Consider the following 16,695-nt stretch of genomic DNA (forward strand, 5'->3'; position numbering starts at 1 on the left):
CCCGTCTCGATAACGCAGACCGTATCAGTCCGCGTTTTCGGGCGCAAGCGGAAAACGCAGACTAACTCAGTCTGCGTTAATTTTCCGGCTGGGAGTGGAGGGAGGTGCCCGGCGTCAGCCCGGCGGGCGCTTGGCCGCGACGGACTCCGCGAGGATGCAGAGCAGTTCGAACATCAGGGTCGCGGCGGTGATCGCGGTGCCGCCGGACGGGTCGAAGGGCGGCGACACCTCGACGAGGTCGATGCCGATCAGGTTCAGCCCACGCGCCATCCGGATCATGGCCTGCGCCTCGCGCGTGGTCAGGCCGCCGATCTCCGGCGTGCCGGTGCCGGGCGCGAAGCAGGGGTCGAGGACGTCGATGTCGAAGGTCAGGTAGGTCGGCTGGCTGCCGACGATCGCGCGGGCTTCCTCCATGACGTCCTTGGCGCCGCGCTCCACGAACTCCTCGATGAAGATCAGGCGGATGCCGGCGGCCTTCGCGAAGTCGTAGTTGGCCGCGTCGGAGATGGCGCCGCGCAGCCCGATCTGCACCATGCGCTTGGGGTCGAGCAGCCCCTCCTCCACCGCCCGCCGGAAGGGGGTGCCGTGGTTGTAGCGGTTGCCGAAGAAGCTGTCGTAGGTGTCGGAATGGGCGTCGAAATGGATCAGCCCGACCGGGCCATCCGCCACCAGGCCGCGCAGGATCGGCAGCGTGATCAGGTGGTCGCCGCCGACCGTGAGCGGTGCGGCGCCGGCCCGCCGGACGCCGGCGTAGAAGCCGGCGATGCTCTCCAAGGTTTCGTCCAGGTTCAGCGGGTTGATCGGCGCGTCGCCGCAGTCGCCGACCCGCGCGAGGTCGAAGGGCGATACCCCCGTCGCGTGGTGGACGCGGCGCACGATGCTCGATTGGTTGCGCACCTCGCGGGGGCCGTGCCGCGTGCCCGGACGGTTCGTCGTGCCGCCGTCGAAGGGCACGCCGATGAGGGCGATGTCCACCTCCTCCGGCGTTGCGACGGGCAGCCGCATGAAGGTCGGCATGCCGGCGAAGCGGGGAACGATGCCGGAATCGAGGGGCTGGAAATCCTTGTCGGTCATGATGTCCTCAGTTTGCGAATTCCGACGGCGCGGTCTTGGCGACCACCTTGGCGACCGCCGCGGCCCTGTTCGCTGAAACAGGCCTGCCCCATCATCGCCGCCGGTCCCATCGGCAAAAATTCCGATTGATGAAGGGATGCATTGAAGGCCGCCAATGTGACCGGCGGTCCGGCCGTCGGCACGGGATTTGCGCGGACTCCGGCCCAGAGACGATCTGTGGAGGCCGGGCATGACGGAGAAGCTTCGCGACAGTCGGTCCCTGTTCGGCGGCCGGGCCGTGCTGGCGATGATCCTGCAGCGGCTCCAGGCGGCGGAAGACGACGGTCCCTATCGGCTGTTCAGGGACGCCGTGGAGGCGGGCGACACGGAACGGGCGGCGCAACTTGCCGCTCTGTTCTGGGGCGGGCGGCGTTGACGGTCTGGTGATGTTTTGTGCACCGGCATTGCGCAGGCGCACTCCGGGGGTCAAAGGCCGCTTTGAGTGTTTCGTAACCTCCGGGCGCGCGCGACCTGCGACCCTGTCGGGAAGCCGAACAACGAGGGCAAAGGGACGATGGCAAAAGGAATGGGGGCTGGGAAGATCCTGTTTTCGAGCGACATCGACGATCCGGTCGCCTGGGGTGCGGCGGTGCGCGCGCTGCGCCCGGACCTGGAGGTGGTGGACTGGCGCGCCGCGGCGGAGCCGGAGGCGTTCGAGTTCGCCCTGCTGTGGAAGCCGCCGCCGGGCGGGCTCGGTCCCTACCGCAACCTGAAGGCCATCCAGTCGCTGGGGGCGGGCATCAACCAGTTGGACCTGTCCACCCTGCCGCCGGGCCTGCCGCTCGCCCGGCTGATCGACCCGCATTTGACGGAGACCATGGTCGATTACGCGGTGACCGCCGTCTACCGCCACTTCCGCGGATTCGACCGCTTCGAGCGGCAGGGGCGGGAGCGTCGCTGGGCGCATGAGGAACCGCCGACGAAGGCGGACTTCCCGGTCGGGGTGATGGGGCTTGGCGTGCTCGGCGGCGCCGTGGCGCAGCGCATCCGGGCGCTGGGATTTCCGGTGACGGGATGGTCGCGGTCGCGCCACCCGATCGACGGAATCGAGGTGTTTGCCGGGCGGGAGGAATTGCCGGCCTTCCTGGCCTCGGCGCGGGGCTTCGTCTGCGTGCTGGCGCTGACGGAGCACACCGCTGGGATCCTGAACCGGGAGACGATGGGCGCCATGCGGCCCGGCAGCTGCATCATCAACATGGGCCGCGGCGGCCATCTGGTGGAGGGCGATCTGGCGGCGCTGGTCCGCGCCGGCCACATCGCCGGGGCGACGCTGGACGTCCTGTCGCAGGAGCCGGTGCCGGCCGACCACCCCTTCTACGATCTGCCGGAAATCCTGGTGACTCCGCACGTCGCGGGCGGCATCGCCCCGCGCAGCGCCGCCCCCATCGTGATCGAGAATTTCGACCGCGCCATGGCCGGCACGCCGCTGCTGAACCTCGTGGACCCGGCGCGCGGCTATTGAGCCTGCGCGCCGGCCGCGTTCAGGCGGCGTCCGCCAGGATGGTGGTGCGGTAGAGCAGGCGCAGGTGCCGTTCGTAGTCGAAGACCGTCGCGGTGTGCAGGACGGAGCGGTTGTCCCAGACGACCAGATCGTTCTTCCGCCAGGCGTGGCGGTACAGGTAAGGAGGTGCCGTCACGTGGGTCTTGAGCCGATCCAGCAGGGCGGCGGTGTCCGCAGGCGCCATGCCCTCGATCTCCACGATCACCTGCGGGCACAGCCAGAGGGATTCGCGGCCGGTGCGCGGGTGGCGGTGGACGAGCGGCTGGCGCACCGGCGGGTATTTGGCCCGCGCCGCGTCGGACAACGGCTTGCGCGTCGGGTCCATGGCTTCGAGCTGGCGGTGCAGGTGGTCCCAGGAATGCACCGCGGTCAGCCCGCGCAGGAGGGCCTTGTCGTCCTCCGGCAGGGCGTCGAAGGCGGCGGTGCTGTCGGCGAACAGCGTGTCGCCGCCTTCCGGCGGCACCTCCACCGCGTAGAACAGCGCGCCGACCGACGGGGTGGGCATGTAGGAGTAGTCGAAGTGCCATTCCTCCCGCGCGTTGACGAACAGGGACTTCATCACGCCGTCGACCTTCAGGTTGCCGATCATGATGATTTCGGGATGGCCGTCCAGCAGGTGGCTGGAATCGATGTGCGTCTCCGTGTGGCCGAAGCGCCGGCTGCACGCGACGATGTCCGCCGGCTCCAGCCGCTGGTCGCGGAACACGATCACCCGGTGGTCGAGGTAGGCGCGGTCGATCTCCGCCCACACCGCGTCGGGCAGCGGGCGGCTGAGGTCGAGGTTGGTCACCACGGCGCCGTATCCGGGGCCGACCGGTTCCAACACCAAATGCTTGTAGTCGAATTCGGAAAGTCCCGCCATGAAAATTCTCCCTGAATTCCCTGTTCCAGCGACTTCAGGATGATATCATGGTGGTGGCGCAATGTAGTTTGACCGTTTTCAAATTGTGCTTTCAACAGTGGGGATATTGGCGGCATTGAACTTCCGGATTTACTGACTTAAGCTCGCCAACAACAGACAATTCCAGGGGCAGGGACAGGGACATGTCGGCGATTTCAACTTTCCGGCGGCAATTGGCGGCGGCGTTGCGGCTGGCCGAGCGCTTCGGCCTGAACGAGGGGGTCTGCAACCACTTCAGCGTGCGGCTGCCCGGCGCTGAGGAGTTGTACCTGATCAACCCCATGGGCCTGCACTGGTCGGAGATCACCGCCAGCCGCCTGCTGCTGTGCGACGGCACCGGCCGGGTCCTGGAGGGCCAGGGCACGGTGGAGCCGACCGCCCTGTTCATCCACACGGAGGGGCACCGGGCGCGGCCCGACGCGGTGTGCATCCTGCACACGCACATGCTGCACGCGACGGCGCTGACCTGCGTGGAGGGCGGGGAGCTGCGCTTCTGCCATCAGAATTCGCTGCGCTTCTGGAACCGCGTCGCCTATGACGGCAGCTACAACGGCCTCGCCATGGACGCCGAGGAAGGCGGGCGCATCTCCTCCGGCACGCAGGGCAAGGACATCGTCTTCCTGGCCCACCACGGCGTCGTCGTGCACGGCCGCAGCGTCGCGGAGGCGTTCCACGACCTGTATTTCCTGGAGCGCGCCTGCCAGCTGCAGGTGGTGGCCGAGTCCACCGGCCGGCCGCTGAAGGACATCCCGCCCGCGGCCGCCGAGCACACCGCCCGCCAGTTCGCAGACCTCGCCACCATTGAGGCCGATTACCATTTCGCGGCGCTGGAGCGCGTGCTTCTGCGGGAGGCCCCCGATTACCTCGACTGATCCGGGGAGTAGCCGCTTGGCCGCCCTGGTCGGCCTTGCCAAGCTGGCCCTGCCGATCAGCGCGTCGCGCGTGGGCCAGACCGCGATGCTCGCCGTCGACAGCATGATGGTCGGCCATTACGGCACCGACGCGCTGGCCGGCTTCGCCTTCGGGTCCAGCGTGGTGCAGACCATGCAGATCATCGGCCTGGGCCTGCTGATGGGCGGGATGGTGGAGATTTCCGCCGCCGTGGGGCGCGGCCGGCTGGACGAGGCCGGCGCGATCTGGCGGCGGTCGCTGGTCTACGCGCTGGCCATCGGGCTGGTCGGCGTGCTGCTGGCCACGAAGGCGCCCGACCTGCTGCTCGCCACCGGCCTGTCGGCCGAGCTGGCGGAACGGGCGGGCCGGATCGCGATGATCCTCGCCGCCTCGCTGCCGGCGATGCTGGTCTACATCGCCAGCGTCATGCTTCTGGAAGGGTTGGGCCGGCCAGCCGCGGCGGTCTGGATCATGGCGGGGGCGAACCTCGTCAACCTGGCGCTGGACGCCGTGCTGGTCTTCGGCTTCGCCGGGATCCCGGCGCTGGGGGCGGAGGGGGCGGCGCTGGGCACGCTGGCGGTGCGGATCGGCGTCGCCCTGGCGGCGGTCGGCTTCATCCTGTGGCGGCTGCCGGAGCGGACGGCGCTGGGGCGCCCCGCCCTGTCCGACCACGCGTGGGCGGCCGGGCGGCGGCAGCGCCGGATGGGCGTCGCCGAGGGGCTGAGCATGGGCATCGAAAGTGGGGCCTTCGCGACCATGACGCTGTTCGCCGGCTGGGCCGGTGCGCGGGAGCTGGCCGCCTACACCATCGCCATCAACGTCAACATGCTGCTGTTCATGATCGCGGTCGGCGTTGGTGGCGCCACAACGGTGCGGGTGGCGCAGGCGCGCGGCCGCGACGATCCGGCGGGCATGGTCGGCGCCGCCTGGATGGGCTTTGCCGTGTTCGGCGCGGTGGCGCTCGCCGTAGCACTCGCCCTGGCAGCACAGCCCGGCGGCGTGCTGGCGCTCTACACCAACGACCCGGCGCTGGCGGCGCTGGCGGTCCCGATGATCGTGCTGATCGGGCCGGTCCATCTGGTGGACGGCATGCAGCGCCTGATCAGCAACGTGCTGCGCGGCTATGGCGAGACGTGGCTGCCGACCGCCAGCCACCTGCTGTGCTACGTGGCCGTCATGGTTCCGGCCGGCCATTGGCTGTGCATCGGGGCCGGGCTTGGGGCCTATGGCCTCGTCCTCGCCATCGGGGCCGCGAGCCTGCTGGCGACCGGCCTTCTCTTCACCCGGTTCCTGTGGCTGTCCCGCCGCCCGTCCGGCGGCCGGGCCGCTCCACCTTTGGAGGCATGATGGGCAAGCTGCTGAGCGACGCGCAGATCCAGGGCTTTCGCGACGACGGTTTCGTGTCGGGCATACCCGTGCTGTCACCCGAGGAGGTGGCCGACCTCGTCGCCCGCACCCAGGCGTTCGAGGCCGAACGGCCGCAGGACATCGCCTGGGCCTTCGACATCAAGGCGAACCTGCTGCTGGACTGGGTCTACGAGCTGGGCTGCAACGAGCGGCTGCTCGACGCGGTGGAGGACCTGATCGGCCCCAATGTGCTGATGACCAACGGCGTCTACCGCAACAAGAATCCGGGATCGGCGGTCGATTACGGCTGGCATCAGGATTCCGCGCGCATCCAGGTGGACCCGTGCTTCGTCATCGCCTACGTCGCGCTGTCGCCGGCCACGCCGGAGAACGGCTGCCTGCGGGTGATCCCCGGCACGCACGACCGCGTCCGTCCCTTCTCCCTGACCGAAGGGCCGGGCCAGCGCCGCCGCCTCGTCGCCCGCGTCATCGACGTGGACGAGAGCGCCGCCGTCGACCTGACCCTGGCGCCGGGCGAGGCGGCGATATTTCACAGCAACCTTGTCCACGGATCGGCCCCGAACCGCAGCGATGCGCGGCGCATGGCCCTGCTCTACGACTACACCCCGGCCGAGGCGCGGCAGAATGTCGGCCGGGGCTCCGGCCAGCTGGTCCGCGGGGTGGACCGCTGGGGCCATTTCGCGCCGGAGCCGGTGCCGGAGCCCGGCCTGACCGAGGCCAACGTGCTGGGCCGCCGCGCCATCCTGTCGACCTACCACGAGAATGTCCTGATGGGGCCGCGTCTGCCCGGCGAGACGGTGACCTTTCCGGACCGGCCTTACTGACCCGCCCTGCCGGGCATCCGTCACGGGATCGTCGTACAGGCCGGGAGGGGGAAGCGTCTGCGAAGACGAGCGCTCACCGAACCGTTCAGCGTCGTCTCCACGCGCGCGATCAGGTCCCTGTGCGCCAGGCACAACGCCGTGAACTGCGCGTTCAAGGCGTTGGCCTCGTCCCGAAGGCGGCGAGCGCGCACCCATTCCAGAAGCATTCGTTCCTGCTCCAGGAAATGCTTCACGCGCATACGGAGCCGCCGGGAGTGCTCGATGAATTCTGCGTCGTTCATGCCGCGAAGAAACGACAACGAAGGCCGTTCGCCTCGCGGGTTTGAGGTCGTAGGTCGAAAGAAAAGGCCGGGCAGCCCTAATCGAACGCTTTCTGTCGAACGGCGTCCCTCATTTCTTCCAGGATTTTCTGCTGCTCTTCCGCCACCGCCCGCATCCATTCCGCGTCTTTCCGGGCTTGCTCGGCGTAGCCTCGGGCCTCCTCGGCGGCGCGGCGCGTGTCCTCCTCGTGCTGTCGGGCCTGCTCCTCGTGACGGCGGGCCTCCTCCGCCGCGAGGCGCGCCGTCTCGGCGTCCCGGCGAAGGGCCTCCGCTTCCCGCCGCTGGTCTTCGCGGGTGATCCGCCCCTCCTCCGCGATCGTCCGGTTGCCTTCGGCCGCCGCATGGTCGCGGTAGGCCGTGTCGCGCTGCTGTTCCGCGGCCTCGCGCAGCTGCTCGGCGTGCTCGCGCCGCGCCTCGCCGCGTCGCCGGTAGTCCTCGGCGTCCGCGGCCCTCTGCTCCGTCCCGTTCGGTTGGCAAGGATTGTTCATGGAAGCGATCCCCGTCCCGTTCGTTCCGCCACCGTCAACACGCGGTGTCGGCCATCATAGCACAGAGGACCATGCCCGGCAGGGAAACGGGGGGTTAGGACGACCACGCCTCAGGCGGCGGCGTTGGCCGCCCGCAGGTCGTCGCAGAACACGCGGACCAGATGGTTCGACCGGGTCGCCGCCGCCGGCAGCGCCAGCGCGATGTCCGACGGCATGCGGTAGCGGTCGGGCCGGACGGCGCGCATGCGCTCCGCGGCGACCCATTGGGCGGCGTAATGCTCCGGCAGGAAGCCGATGAACTGGCCGGACAGGATCAGGTGGGCCTGCGCCTCCATGTTCTCCACGCTGGCCTTGGGGATGGCCTGCCCGATGGCGGCGAGGTCGCGTTCCAGGCTGTAGGCGCGGGCGACGAAGTGATAGCGGGTGACGTCCGGCACCTCCAGCCCGGCGCCGATCCGCTCGTACAGCGGGTGGCCCTGCCCGCAGTAGAGCAGGCTGGTCTCGGTGTAGAGCGTCTCGTACTCCACCCCGGCGACGTGGTGCGGAAAGACGGCGACGGCGAGGTTCACGCGGCCGTCGAGCAGCGCGTGGTTGAGGCCCGAGGGGCGGTCGACGGCGAGGCGGATGTGCACCTCGTTGTCGCGCTGCTCGAACCGGCGGATGGCCGCGGCGATGGGGGAGCGGCTGTCGGTCACCGTGCTGTCGACGAGACCGATGGTCAGTTCCCCGACCAGCCGGCCGCGCAGGGAGGCCGTCTCCGTCCGGAACTCCTCCAGCGCGAGGAACAGCCGCTTGGTGGCGCGGTGGACCCGCTCCCCCTTCTCGGTCAGGCGGAAGCCGCTGCGGCCGCGCTCGCACAGGGTCATGCCCAGGCGCTGTTCGAGGTTGCTGAGGTGGATGCTGAGGGTCGACGGCGTCAGCCCCAGCTTGGCCTGCGCGCCGGCGAAGCCGCCGCTCTCCGCCAGGGTGTGGAAGACCCGGAGAAGGCGGAGGTCGATGTTGTCGACGTTCATGCGTCACCACTCGCCCGTTGACCGCGCCGCCCGAGGACTGGGGCGGCGCGTCATACGTATGCAAGCGAGGGGCCAGTTACCCTTACCCCCTCGCCCGCCTCCGGCGGGAGAGGGAGGGACCCGCGCTGAAGGCGTGGGAGGGTGAGGGCAAGGTCATTCCGAGAAACCAAGCCCTCACCCTCCCGCCTACGGCGGGTCCCTCCCTCTCCCTGCGGAGCAGGGAGAGGGCGAGATTGCCCCGCTTCAACGAAAACGCGGGCGGTGGTGCAGGACGCGGCCGATCACGTTCATCAGGAGCTGGGCGCCGAGGATGGCGGTGCCGCCGGTGTGGTCGTAGTCGGGTGCCACCTCCACGAGGTCGATGCCGACCACCGGGTTGCGGCGGGCGATGCCGTCCAGCAGTTCCAGCACCTCGTAATAGGTGAAGCCGCCGTGGCTCGGCGTTCCGGTCCCCGGCGCGATGGAGGGGTCGAAGCCGTCGATGTCGATGGTCAGGTAGCAGCGGCGGCCCGGCGGTATCCGCTCCACCACCGCTTCCACGCCGAGCTTGCGGACCTGGCGGACGCTGAGGATGTCCGACCCCATGGCGCGGGCGTCGTCGTAGCCGTCGCGCGCGGTCGAGGACACGTTGCGGATGCCGAGCTGCGTCAGGCCGGTGACCCACGGGCGCTCCGCCGCGCGCCGCATCGGGTTGCCGTGGCCGTGCCGCACGCCGTGGCGCTCGTCCACGAAATCCAGGTGCGCGTCGATCTGGACGAGGTGGAAGGGCTCCTGCTCCGAAAAGGCGGCGATGCAGGGGATGTTGACGGAATGGTCGCCGCCCAGCACGACCGGCAGCGCGCCGGCCGCCAGGATCTTCCGCACGCCCGCCTCGATGTTGGCATGGCTGCGGACCGTATCGGTGTGGACGATGTCGGCGTCGCCGATGTCCACCATCCGGCAACTCTCCGGCGAAAGATAGACGATGTCGTCCTCGTGGTCGTAGGCGCCGGCGTGCCCGAAGGAGAACAGGGTGGAGGCCTCGCGGATGGCGCGCGGCCCGAAGCGGGCGCCGGCCCGCCACTGCGTGCCCGCATCGAAGGGCGCGCCCAGGATGGCGACGTCGGCGTCGATGCGGTCCCAGTCGGTGGCGATGGGGCTCTTGCCGAAGGTGCAGAAACCGACGAACGGCAGGTTGAGCCGGCCCGTGTCGTAGCCGTGGGCCATCAGAGCCTCCGCTCGTAAGGGAATGGCGTGTCGAGGTCGGATTGCGGCATGGGCGGTGCGCCTTCGGTCGTTTTCCCCATCCTTCCGCCTTCCGCCGGGCCGGCAAAGTTCCTTTGCTCAAATCATGGTTGGAGGCTTGTCCAAACGGGCGGTCGGAATGAAAATCCCTGCGGTTTCAGAACCTCAGGCCATGCCATCCAAAGACGAGCATGCGACCTACCCCAATCGTTCGATCCACGGGGCCGCGACGCTTACCGAATCTTCAAAGCCCGCTTTGACAGACATCACTGCACAGGAAATGATCATCGCAAATGCCGACCAGACGCGGAAATGATTAAACATTGGACTTTCCCGCCTATTGTTTGGTCATTGGTTTCGTGTTGACAGTCCAATTCGCTTGTCCGTGTACTTGAGCATCTGGGGCATCCAGTCATTGCCGAATGGAACGGAGCCAAGCGATGAACAGCATTCAGCGTTTTCTGATCGGCGTTGCGCTTACGGCACTCACCACTCCAGCATTTGCCGCCGACACGCTGGTCATCGGCAACGAGGGAACCTACCCGCCCTTCAGCATGATGACCGCGGACGGCAAGGTGACGGGCATCGAGCCCGACCTGGCGCGCGAGATGTGCAGCCGCATGAAGGCGGATTGCGACATCAAGGTGATGGATTTCCAGGCGCTGATCCCGGCCCTGCTCCAGGGGCGGCTGGGCGCGATCGGGTCGCAGCTGACGCCCTTGCCGGAACGCAAGGCGAAGATGCTGTTCACCACGCCGATCATCTTCAACCATGACGCCTTCGTCCTGCGCAAGGACAAGACGGTCGCCTTCACCAAGGAAGGGCTGAAGGGCACGCGGATCGGCGTCCAGCGCGGCACGCCGCAGGCCAAGTACATCACGGAGAATTTCGCCGGATCGGTGACGCCCAGCCTGTACGACAACCCGGAGCAGATGAAGCTGGACCTGCTGGCCGGGCGCCTGGACATGGTGTTCGGGGCCAGCCTGAACTGGACCGCGTCGCTGATCGACACGCCGGACGGCAAGGACTGGAAGCTGTCGGACTTCACCGTCTGGACCGGCGACCCCACCATTCCCGTCGCCGAGCAGGGCAGCAGCTGGGCCGTGCCGAAGGGCAAGGAGGCGGTGGTGGAGAAGATGAACGCCGCCCTGAAGAGCATGATTGCCGACTGCACCTTCACCACCATCCGGGCGAAGTACCTGTCCTCGCCGATCTCGCCGGACGAGGCCGCCTGCGCCACAAAGAAGAGCTGATAGCCAAGCGGAAGGGGGGACGCCGCCATGGGCCTTCTTGCCTACGGTGCCGAGGGATACGGCGACGAGTTGCTGGCGGGGGCCTGGGTCACGGTGCAGCTGGCCGTGATCTCCTACGCCCTGGCGGCGGTCCTGGGGACGCTGATGGCGATCCTGACCCTGAAGCCGCGCGGGGTGCGCTGGACGATCGGCCGCGTCTACGCGTCGGTGGCGACGGGCGTGCCGTCGCTGCTGGTGATCTTCCTCCTCTATTACGGGGGGACGGAGATCCTGCACGCCCTGCTGGTGCCGTTCGGGGTGGACGAGCGGCCGGCGATCTCGCCCCTGTGGGCGGCGGTCGCGGCACTCGCCTTCGTCTACACGCCCTATCTGGCCGACCTGCTGCGCGGGGCCATCCAGAACGTGCCCAAGGGGCAGCTGGAGGCGGCGGAGGCCCTGTCGGTGCCGCGGCGGCAAATCTGGCTGGGCGTGCTGCTGCCGCAGGCGCTGCGCATCGCCTACCCGGGCTTCGTCAACATCTGGGTGGTGCTGCTGAAGGACACGGCGCTGGTGTCGCTGGCCGGCCTGACCGACCTGATCGCCGCGGCGAAGGTCGCGTCGGGCTCCACGCGGGAGCCGTTCCTCTTCTACGGCGTCGTGGTCGTGTTCTTCGTCCTGTTCGCCGCGGCGACGATCCGGCTGGCGAACCGCCACGCGCGCCGGCTCGACCGCGGCGTACGGCCTTCTGAAGCTTGATTTGCACGTCGCGCCGGAGGCCTGATGAGTTTCGATTTCGCCCTCGCCTGGGATAGCCTGCCGGCGCTGCTGAACGGCGCCTGGATGACCGTCCTGATCACCGCCAGCGTGATGGCCGTCGGCGCCGTGCTGGGCTTCGGCATGTGCCTGGTGCGCATGTCGCGCAACCGGGTCCTGGCCGCCATCGGTGCGGCCTATGTGGCGGTCTTCCGCGGCGCGCCCAGCATCGTGCTGCTGTATCTGGTCTATGCCGGGCTGCCGCAGCTGTCCGTCGTCCGGGAAACGCCGCTGTGGATCCTGTTCGCCAGCCCGCTGTTCTGCGCCATCCTCGGGTTGGGGCTCAACCACTCCGCCTATGTGGTGGAGATCCTGCGCGGCGGCCTATCCGCCGTGCCGCCGGGGCCGGTCGAGGCCGCCCTGGCGCTCGGCCTGTCGCCGCGGCTGGTCTTCCTCAAGGTCCGGCTGCCGATCGCCGTCCGCTACGGCCTGAAGGCCTACCAGAACGAGGCGCTGATCTTCCTGAAGAGCACGGTGGCGGTGGGGGCCGTCACCATCGCCGACCTGACGGGGGCGGCGAACGAGATCTTCTCCATGACCTACGACCCCTTCACGCCGCTGGTCACCGCCGGGGTGATGTACTGGCTGCTGACCAACGGGCTGCGTCTCGCCCTTGAGACGCTGGACCGCCGGCTGAACCGGCATCTCGCCGTGGGAGTCCCGGACCGCCGGCCTGCGACGGCGCGGCAGGCCGACCCGGGTGCCGCGCTGTTCCGGCGGCTTCGCCGCTCGCCAGCCAAGCCCGCCGAATGACGAAGGCCGAATAAGGAAGAGCGCCATGGGACTGGCTTTACCGACGGATCCGGGGCTCGACGCGCGCCTGCGGCGCCGGGCCGCGATCGAGATGCGGGGCCTGCGCAAGCGCTATGGCGAGCAGGAGGTGCTGCGGGGCGTGACGCTGACCGTGGAGCGCGGCGAGAAGATCGTGCTGTGCGGCCCGTCCGGGTCGGGGAAATCCACCCTGATCCGCTGCATCAACGGGCTGGAGCGGCACGACGGCGGCACGATCGCCGTCAACGGCGTGGACCTCGACGCCGACGGGCGCGGCGTCCAGGACGTGCGGCGAGAGGTCGGGATGGTGTTCCAGCACTTCAACCTGTTCCCGCACATGACCATCCTGGAGAACTGCACGTTCGCGCTACGCCATGCGCTGGGCCTGTCCGTGGCCAAGGCGGCGGAGCGGGCGATGCACCATCTGGCGCGCGTCCGCATCGCCGACCAGGCGGGCAAATACCCCGCACAGCTGTCCGGCGGCCAGCAGCAGCGCGTCGCCATCGCCCGCGCCCTGTGCATGGACCCCAAGATCATGCTGTTCGACGAGCCGACCTCCGCGCTCGATCCGGAGATGGTCGCGGAAGTCCTGCAGGTGATGGAGGAGCTGGCCGCGCAGGGCATGACGATGCTGTGCGTGACCCACGAAATGGGCTTCGCGCGCCACGTCGCCGACCGCTGCGTCTTCCTGGACCACGGCGAGATCGTCGAGCAGGCCGACGCGGAGCGCTTCTTCGCCGCCCCGGAGAGCGAGCGGCTGCGGGCATTCCTGAACCAGATGCTGCACTGAGCGCCTATGAGGTTTTGGACGCGGAATTTTCATCGTCATCCCCGCGAAGGCGGGGATCCAGGAAACTCCGCCATACGCGGCTGATGTGCCCTGGATTCCCGCCTTCGCGGGAATGACGCCTAAAGCGAACTTCCGTTCGCTTTAGATTCAAATGGCCTCACTTGCCGGCCGGGCTACGGCCGCATGGGCGGCCGGGACCGCCGTCGCGGTCCAAAGCGGATCGCAATCCGCTTTAAAGGACAACGTCACAAACCCACCTCAGCCCGCCCAGCCTTTCATCCGCATGGCCGCCTGCTTCAGCATCACCACGTCGAAGTGGTGGGCCAGGACGCGGTAGCCGCGCTGGACGAGGGTGCGGGTCTGCTCCTCGGTCATGGCGGCGCCGCCCAGCGGGATGCGGTGCTCCAGGATGACCCGTTCCGCCTGGGTCACCGCCTCGCGGAACTCCGGCGCGTCGAAGCGGCCGGGGACGCCGAGGTCGGAGGAGAGGTCGAAGGGCGCGATCAGCATGAAATCGACGCCGTCGACCTTGCAGATCTCCGCGATGTTCTCCACGGCGCTGCGCGTTTCGATCAGGATGCCGCACACCGTGCGGCCGCCGCGCTGGGGAAGATAGTCGTGCAGATCCACACCCCAGCGCGAATGGGCGACGAAGGGCCCCCAGCCGCGCCGTCCCAGAGGCGGGTAGCGGGTCAGCGCCACGCAGTCGGCCACCGTCTCCGCCGTCGTGACCAGCGGGAAGACGATGCCCTCCGCCCCGGAATCGAGCGCCGGCTTCACGAAGGCCTCGTCGCGGCGGGGCACGCGGACCAGCGGCGCGCAAGCGGTGCCGGCGGTCGCCGCGATCATGGCGTGGAGGCTTTCCGGCCCGACCGGGCCATGCTCCTGGTCGATCATCACCCAGTCGGCGCCGGCCGCGGCCAGGGCCTGGGTGGCCACCGGAGACGGGATGACGTTGAGGAAGCCGGACAGCAGCTCCGTGCCGGCGTGCAGCCTTTCCTTCAATCCGCGCATGTCCCCCTCCGGGCGGTGTGGACGGCGTCTGGCACGATACACCCCGCCGGGCGGACGCCGGCGCGGGCTTTGGGGGTGGCGCCCGGGACGTTGGAGTCCGCGCGGAGCGCGCGATGGCGCCCTTCCCACTCACAACCGTTGACGGTTGTTCTCGACCCCGATTCCCGGGCTACTGCGCAGCGCCGAAGTGGGCAAAGCTAAACCCGCCAGACTTCAATATTCCTGAACAGGAGGCGTTATGCCCATCTCTTACGATTCGAACTGGAACAAGCCCGAGAACCACACCTCCAACAGAAGCCAGAACGAAGTCACGCGGATCATTCAAGAGATACCCAGCATCAACAACCTGACCTACGACCATTCCGATGGCGCGGTCGCCTTGGCGGTCCGGATGGACTTCAACATCACGGTCATGAAGGGAATACACGACGATTCCCGCGGGAAGCACATCACGATCTACGTGCCCCAGACCGGCCGCACCTGGCACCTCTACCTGCGCCAGACACAGCAGCGGGCGTCGGACAACACCTTCGTCTGGCAGGTCGGCGAAATCCGTTGATCCGCCCCGCGAAGGATCCGCGCGCTGGCACCAGCGCGCGGATCCTCGCATCGCTTTGGACATCACCGCGCCAGGACACCGGTCAGGTGGTCGGCCAGCCGCAGCGTCAGGGCGATCATGGTGAAGGTCGGGGTCGCCGTTCCTTCCGTCGGGAAGACCGAGTTGCCGGCGATGTACAGGTTGTCCAGCTCGTGAACCCGGCAGTCCGGGTCGACGACCCCGTCCTGCGGCCGCTCGCTGATGCGCGTGGTGCCGCAATGGTGATGGCCCCAATGGTCGAAGCGGGACCAGCCGTCGTTGCCGGTCAGCATGGACACGGTCGCCGTGCCGACGTTCAGCCGTTCCAGTTCCTCCCCGAACAGCTCGATGCCGCGCCGCACGCTGTGCTCGTCGATGGCGCTCATCTGCCAATGCAGGTTGATGCGCCGCAGGCCGAGCGCATCCACGTCATGCACCAGGGTCACGCGGCTGGCCGGGTTGGGCGCCTGCTCGACCTCCGCCTTGATCAGCCAGGTGGTGGAGGACTTGTCGATGCCCAAAAATTTGCGCAGCTTGTTTTCCGTCAGCCAGTCGAGATCGCGGAGGATGTTGCCGAGGTGGTAGTCGACGTCCGCCACCATGTCGCCGCCGCGCAGCCACTGCCCCAGCCCGTCGCGCAGCACGCCGAGCGACCGGCTGCCGCGCGTCGGGCCCTTGCTGAACGGCTCCAGCGCGAAATGGGTGTTGAGGATGCGCTCCCGCCGCATGAGGTCAGCGGTCGGCCGCACGCAGCCTTCCACCATCATCGTGCCCATCGCGACGCCGGGGGCCGCATGGCGCGTGTAGAACCACAGCCTGGGATCCGGACCCGAAAGCCGGACGATCCCGGGCCAGGACACGCGATGCTCCATGAAATAGCGGCCGACGTTGCCGTGGCCGTTGCCGAGCCCGGCCGGCCGCACGTCGTCGGCGTTGAGCAGCAGGCGCGCGTTCTCCAGGCCGCCGCAGGCCAGCACCACGACGCGGGCGCGGACGCGGAACCGGCGGCCGGCGGGCGTGGCGACGACGACCTCGCGCACCACGTTGTCCGTGTCGCCCACCCGGAGGTCGACGACGCTGCTGTTGAGGAAGCAGGTGACGTTTCGGGACGAGGATAGCGCGTCCCGGTGCGCCGTCCCGAAGCGGGTGGGCTTGATCTGCGTCGCGCCGTTGATGAAGCGCTGCGGGCACAGCGGCAGCAGCGGACGGTCGGTCAGACCGGACCAGTAGTCGCCGTCGAAGCGGTCGGTTGGCAAGCCGATCAGGTCCGCCGCGCGTGCGTAATAGGGCCGGAGTTCCGCTTCCGAAAACGGCCAGCCGCTGCCGGGGATCCAGTCGCGCCGTTCGAAATCGATGGGGTCGAGCGGCCGGCACAACCCGGCCCAGCGGTTGGTCGACCCGCCGAAGTACCGCAGCCGCGCCGTGGACGGGGGCAGATACGGCATCCCGGAGGTGGAGCCTGCATAAAACTTTTGCCCCGCCCGCGAATAATGGTAGCTGCCCGCCTCTAATATCGTAACCCGAAAGGGCAGCGCGTCGAATGCCTTTCCCAAGGTGATGCCGGCGGCGCCGGCACCAACAACGCAGATTTCGGTGTCGATTACCGCATCTTCGGGCAGCTCCGCCCCATCCAGGATCATGGCTCTGCGTATCAGTTCTGTCTCAATCACATTTGGCTTATTTTTCTGCTTGTGCAATGGCAAAGGGGAATCGGCCGTCGCGGCGGAGGCGCCGGTGCCCGGAACGGCTGGGTTGGGACGGTGTGGGTAACCGGTGTGGATGATAGTGCCCGGCCGACACACCAAACATCTTTATTCCATACGAAAAGTTGCACCGCATCATGCCTGACGCGCTG

The 16,695-nt window shown here is 68.4% G+C and carries 17 protein-coding genes and 1 pseudogene; 10 read left to right on the plus strand and 8 right to left on the minus strand.

Annotation, left to right across the window (positions count from 1 at the left end; genetic code table 11):
• Window positions 1-114 precede the first annotated feature (114 nt).
• A complete protein-coding gene (gene speB / locus J2851_RS12990; protein ID WP_209766695.1) occupies window positions 115-1,074 on the minus strand; it encodes an agmatinase in 960 nt (319 codons plus the stop codon).
• 229 nt (window positions 1,075-1,303) lie between these two features.
• Between speB (J2851_RS12990) and J2851_RS12995 the strand changes: the two genes are divergently transcribed.
• On the plus strand, window positions 1,304-1,489 hold the full coding sequence (locus tag J2851_RS12995) for a hypothetical protein (RefSeq protein ID WP_209766696.1): 186 nt from the start codon (window positions 1,304-1,306) through the stop codon (window positions 1,487-1,489).
• A 150-nt stretch (window positions 1,490-1,639) separates the two neighbouring features.
• Window positions 1,640-2,575 carry a 2-hydroxyacid dehydrogenase gene (locus tag J2851_RS13000; protein ID WP_209766697.1) on the plus strand — a complete coding sequence of 312 codons (936 nt, stop codon included), beginning with the start codon at window positions 1,640-1,642 and terminating at the stop codon, window positions 2,573-2,575.
• 19 nt (window positions 2,576-2,594) lie between these two features.
• Here J2851_RS13000 and J2851_RS13005 read toward each other — a convergent pair whose 3' ends face one another.
• The gene (locus J2851_RS13005; protein WP_209766698.1) at window positions 2,595-3,476 is read right to left on the minus strand and encodes a TauD/TfdA dioxygenase family protein; all 882 of its coding nucleotides are present in this window, start codon (window positions 3,474-3,476) and stop codon (window positions 2,595-2,597) included.
• Between the two features lie 161 nt (window positions 3,477-3,637).
• Here J2851_RS13005 and J2851_RS13010 point away from each other — a divergent pair.
• The 3 genes and pseudogenes from J2851_RS13010 to J2851_RS13020 form a co-directional block, all read left to right on the plus strand.
• Window positions 3,638-4,387, plus strand: a pseudogene (locus tag J2851_RS13010) (aldolase); the annotation flags it as partial.
• Window positions 4,388-4,403: 16 nt separating this feature from the next.
• The gene (locus J2851_RS13015) at window positions 4,404-5,753 is read left to right on the plus strand and encodes an MATE family efflux transporter (RefSeq protein WP_209766700.1); all 1,350 of its coding nucleotides are present in this window, start codon (window positions 4,404-4,406) and stop codon (window positions 5,751-5,753) included.
• Complete coding sequence (locus tag J2851_RS13020; protein WP_209766701.1) at window positions 5,753-6,598, plus strand: phytanoyl-CoA dioxygenase family protein; 846 nt, start codon at window positions 5,753-5,755, stop codon at window positions 6,596-6,598. The genes J2851_RS13015 and J2851_RS13020 overlap by 1 nt, the downstream gene beginning before the upstream one ends.
• 20 nt (window positions 6,599-6,618) lie before the next feature.
• Here the strand turns inward: J2851_RS13020 and J2851_RS13025 are convergent, their stop codons facing one another.
• From J2851_RS13025 to speB (J2851_RS13040), 4 genes are all read right to left on the minus strand, one after another.
• Window positions 6,619-6,879, minus strand: a complete 261-nt coding sequence (locus tag J2851_RS13025) for a hypothetical protein (protein WP_209766702.1) — start codon at window positions 6,877-6,879, stop codon at window positions 6,619-6,621.
• 77 nt (window positions 6,880-6,956) lie between these two features.
• Window positions 6,957-7,406: a hypothetical protein gene (locus J2851_RS13030; RefSeq protein ID WP_209766703.1), complete on the minus strand. Its 450-nt coding sequence runs from the start codon at window positions 7,404-7,406 to the stop codon at window positions 6,957-6,959.
• A gap of 110 nt (window positions 7,407-7,516) precedes the next feature.
• Window positions 7,517-8,419 (minus strand): LysR family transcriptional regulator, encoded by a 903-nt coding sequence (locus tag J2851_RS13035; RefSeq protein WP_209766704.1) that lies wholly within the window; start codon window positions 8,417-8,419, stop codon window positions 7,517-7,519.
• Between the two features lie 243 nt (window positions 8,420-8,662).
• Complete coding sequence (gene speB, locus J2851_RS13040) at window positions 8,663-9,625, minus strand: agmatinase (protein ID WP_209766705.1); 963 nt, start codon at window positions 9,623-9,625, stop codon at window positions 8,663-8,665.
• 458 nt (window positions 9,626-10,083) lie between these two features.
• On the opposite strand from speB (J2851_RS13040), the gene J2851_RS13045 reads away from it, so the two are divergent.
• The 4 genes from J2851_RS13045 to J2851_RS13060 are packed head-to-tail and all read left to right on the plus strand — an operon-like array spanning window position 10,084 to window position 13,249.
• Complete coding sequence (locus J2851_RS13045; protein ID WP_209766706.1) at window positions 10,084-10,896, plus strand: transporter substrate-binding domain-containing protein; 813 nt, start codon at window positions 10,084-10,086, stop codon at window positions 10,894-10,896.
• Between the two features lie 27 nt (window positions 10,897-10,923).
• Window positions 10,924-11,631 (plus strand): ABC transporter permease subunit, encoded by a 708-nt coding sequence (locus J2851_RS13050; protein ID WP_209766707.1) that lies wholly within the window; start codon window positions 10,924-10,926, stop codon window positions 11,629-11,631.
• A gap of 24 nt (window positions 11,632-11,655) precedes the next feature.
• On the plus strand, window positions 11,656-12,441 hold the full coding sequence (locus J2851_RS13055) for an ABC transporter permease (RefSeq protein WP_209766708.1): 786 nt from the start codon (window positions 11,656-11,658) through the stop codon (window positions 12,439-12,441).
• Between the two features lie 25 nt (window positions 12,442-12,466).
• On the plus strand, window positions 12,467-13,249 hold the full coding sequence (locus J2851_RS13060) for an amino acid ABC transporter ATP-binding protein (RefSeq protein ID WP_209766709.1): 783 nt from the start codon (window positions 12,467-12,469) through the stop codon (window positions 13,247-13,249).
• A 258-nt stretch (window positions 13,250-13,507) separates the two neighbouring features.
• Here J2851_RS13060 and J2851_RS13065 read toward each other — a convergent pair whose 3' ends face one another.
• Window positions 13,508-14,263 carry an HpcH/HpaI aldolase family protein gene (locus tag J2851_RS13065; protein ID WP_209766710.1) on the minus strand — a complete coding sequence of 252 codons (756 nt, stop codon included), beginning with the start codon at window positions 14,261-14,263 and terminating at the stop codon, window positions 13,508-13,510.
• Between the two features lie 238 nt (window positions 14,264-14,501).
• On the opposite strand from J2851_RS13065, the gene J2851_RS13070 reads away from it, so the two are divergent.
• Complete coding sequence (locus J2851_RS13070; protein ID WP_209766711.1) at window positions 14,502-14,822, plus strand: hypothetical protein; 321 nt, start codon at window positions 14,502-14,504, stop codon at window positions 14,820-14,822.
• A 62-nt stretch (window positions 14,823-14,884) separates the two neighbouring features.
• Here the strand turns inward: J2851_RS13070 and J2851_RS13075 are convergent, their stop codons facing one another.
• Window positions 14,885-16,480, minus strand: a complete 1,596-nt coding sequence (locus J2851_RS13075; protein ID WP_209766712.1) for an FAD-dependent oxidoreductase — start codon at window positions 16,478-16,480, stop codon at window positions 14,885-14,887.
• Window positions 16,481-16,695 lie beyond the last annotated feature (215 nt).

This window comes from Azospirillum rugosum (assembly GCF_017876155.1).
Classification (GTDB): Bacteria; Pseudomonadota; Alphaproteobacteria; order Azospirillales; family Azospirillaceae; genus Azospirillum; species Azospirillum rugosum.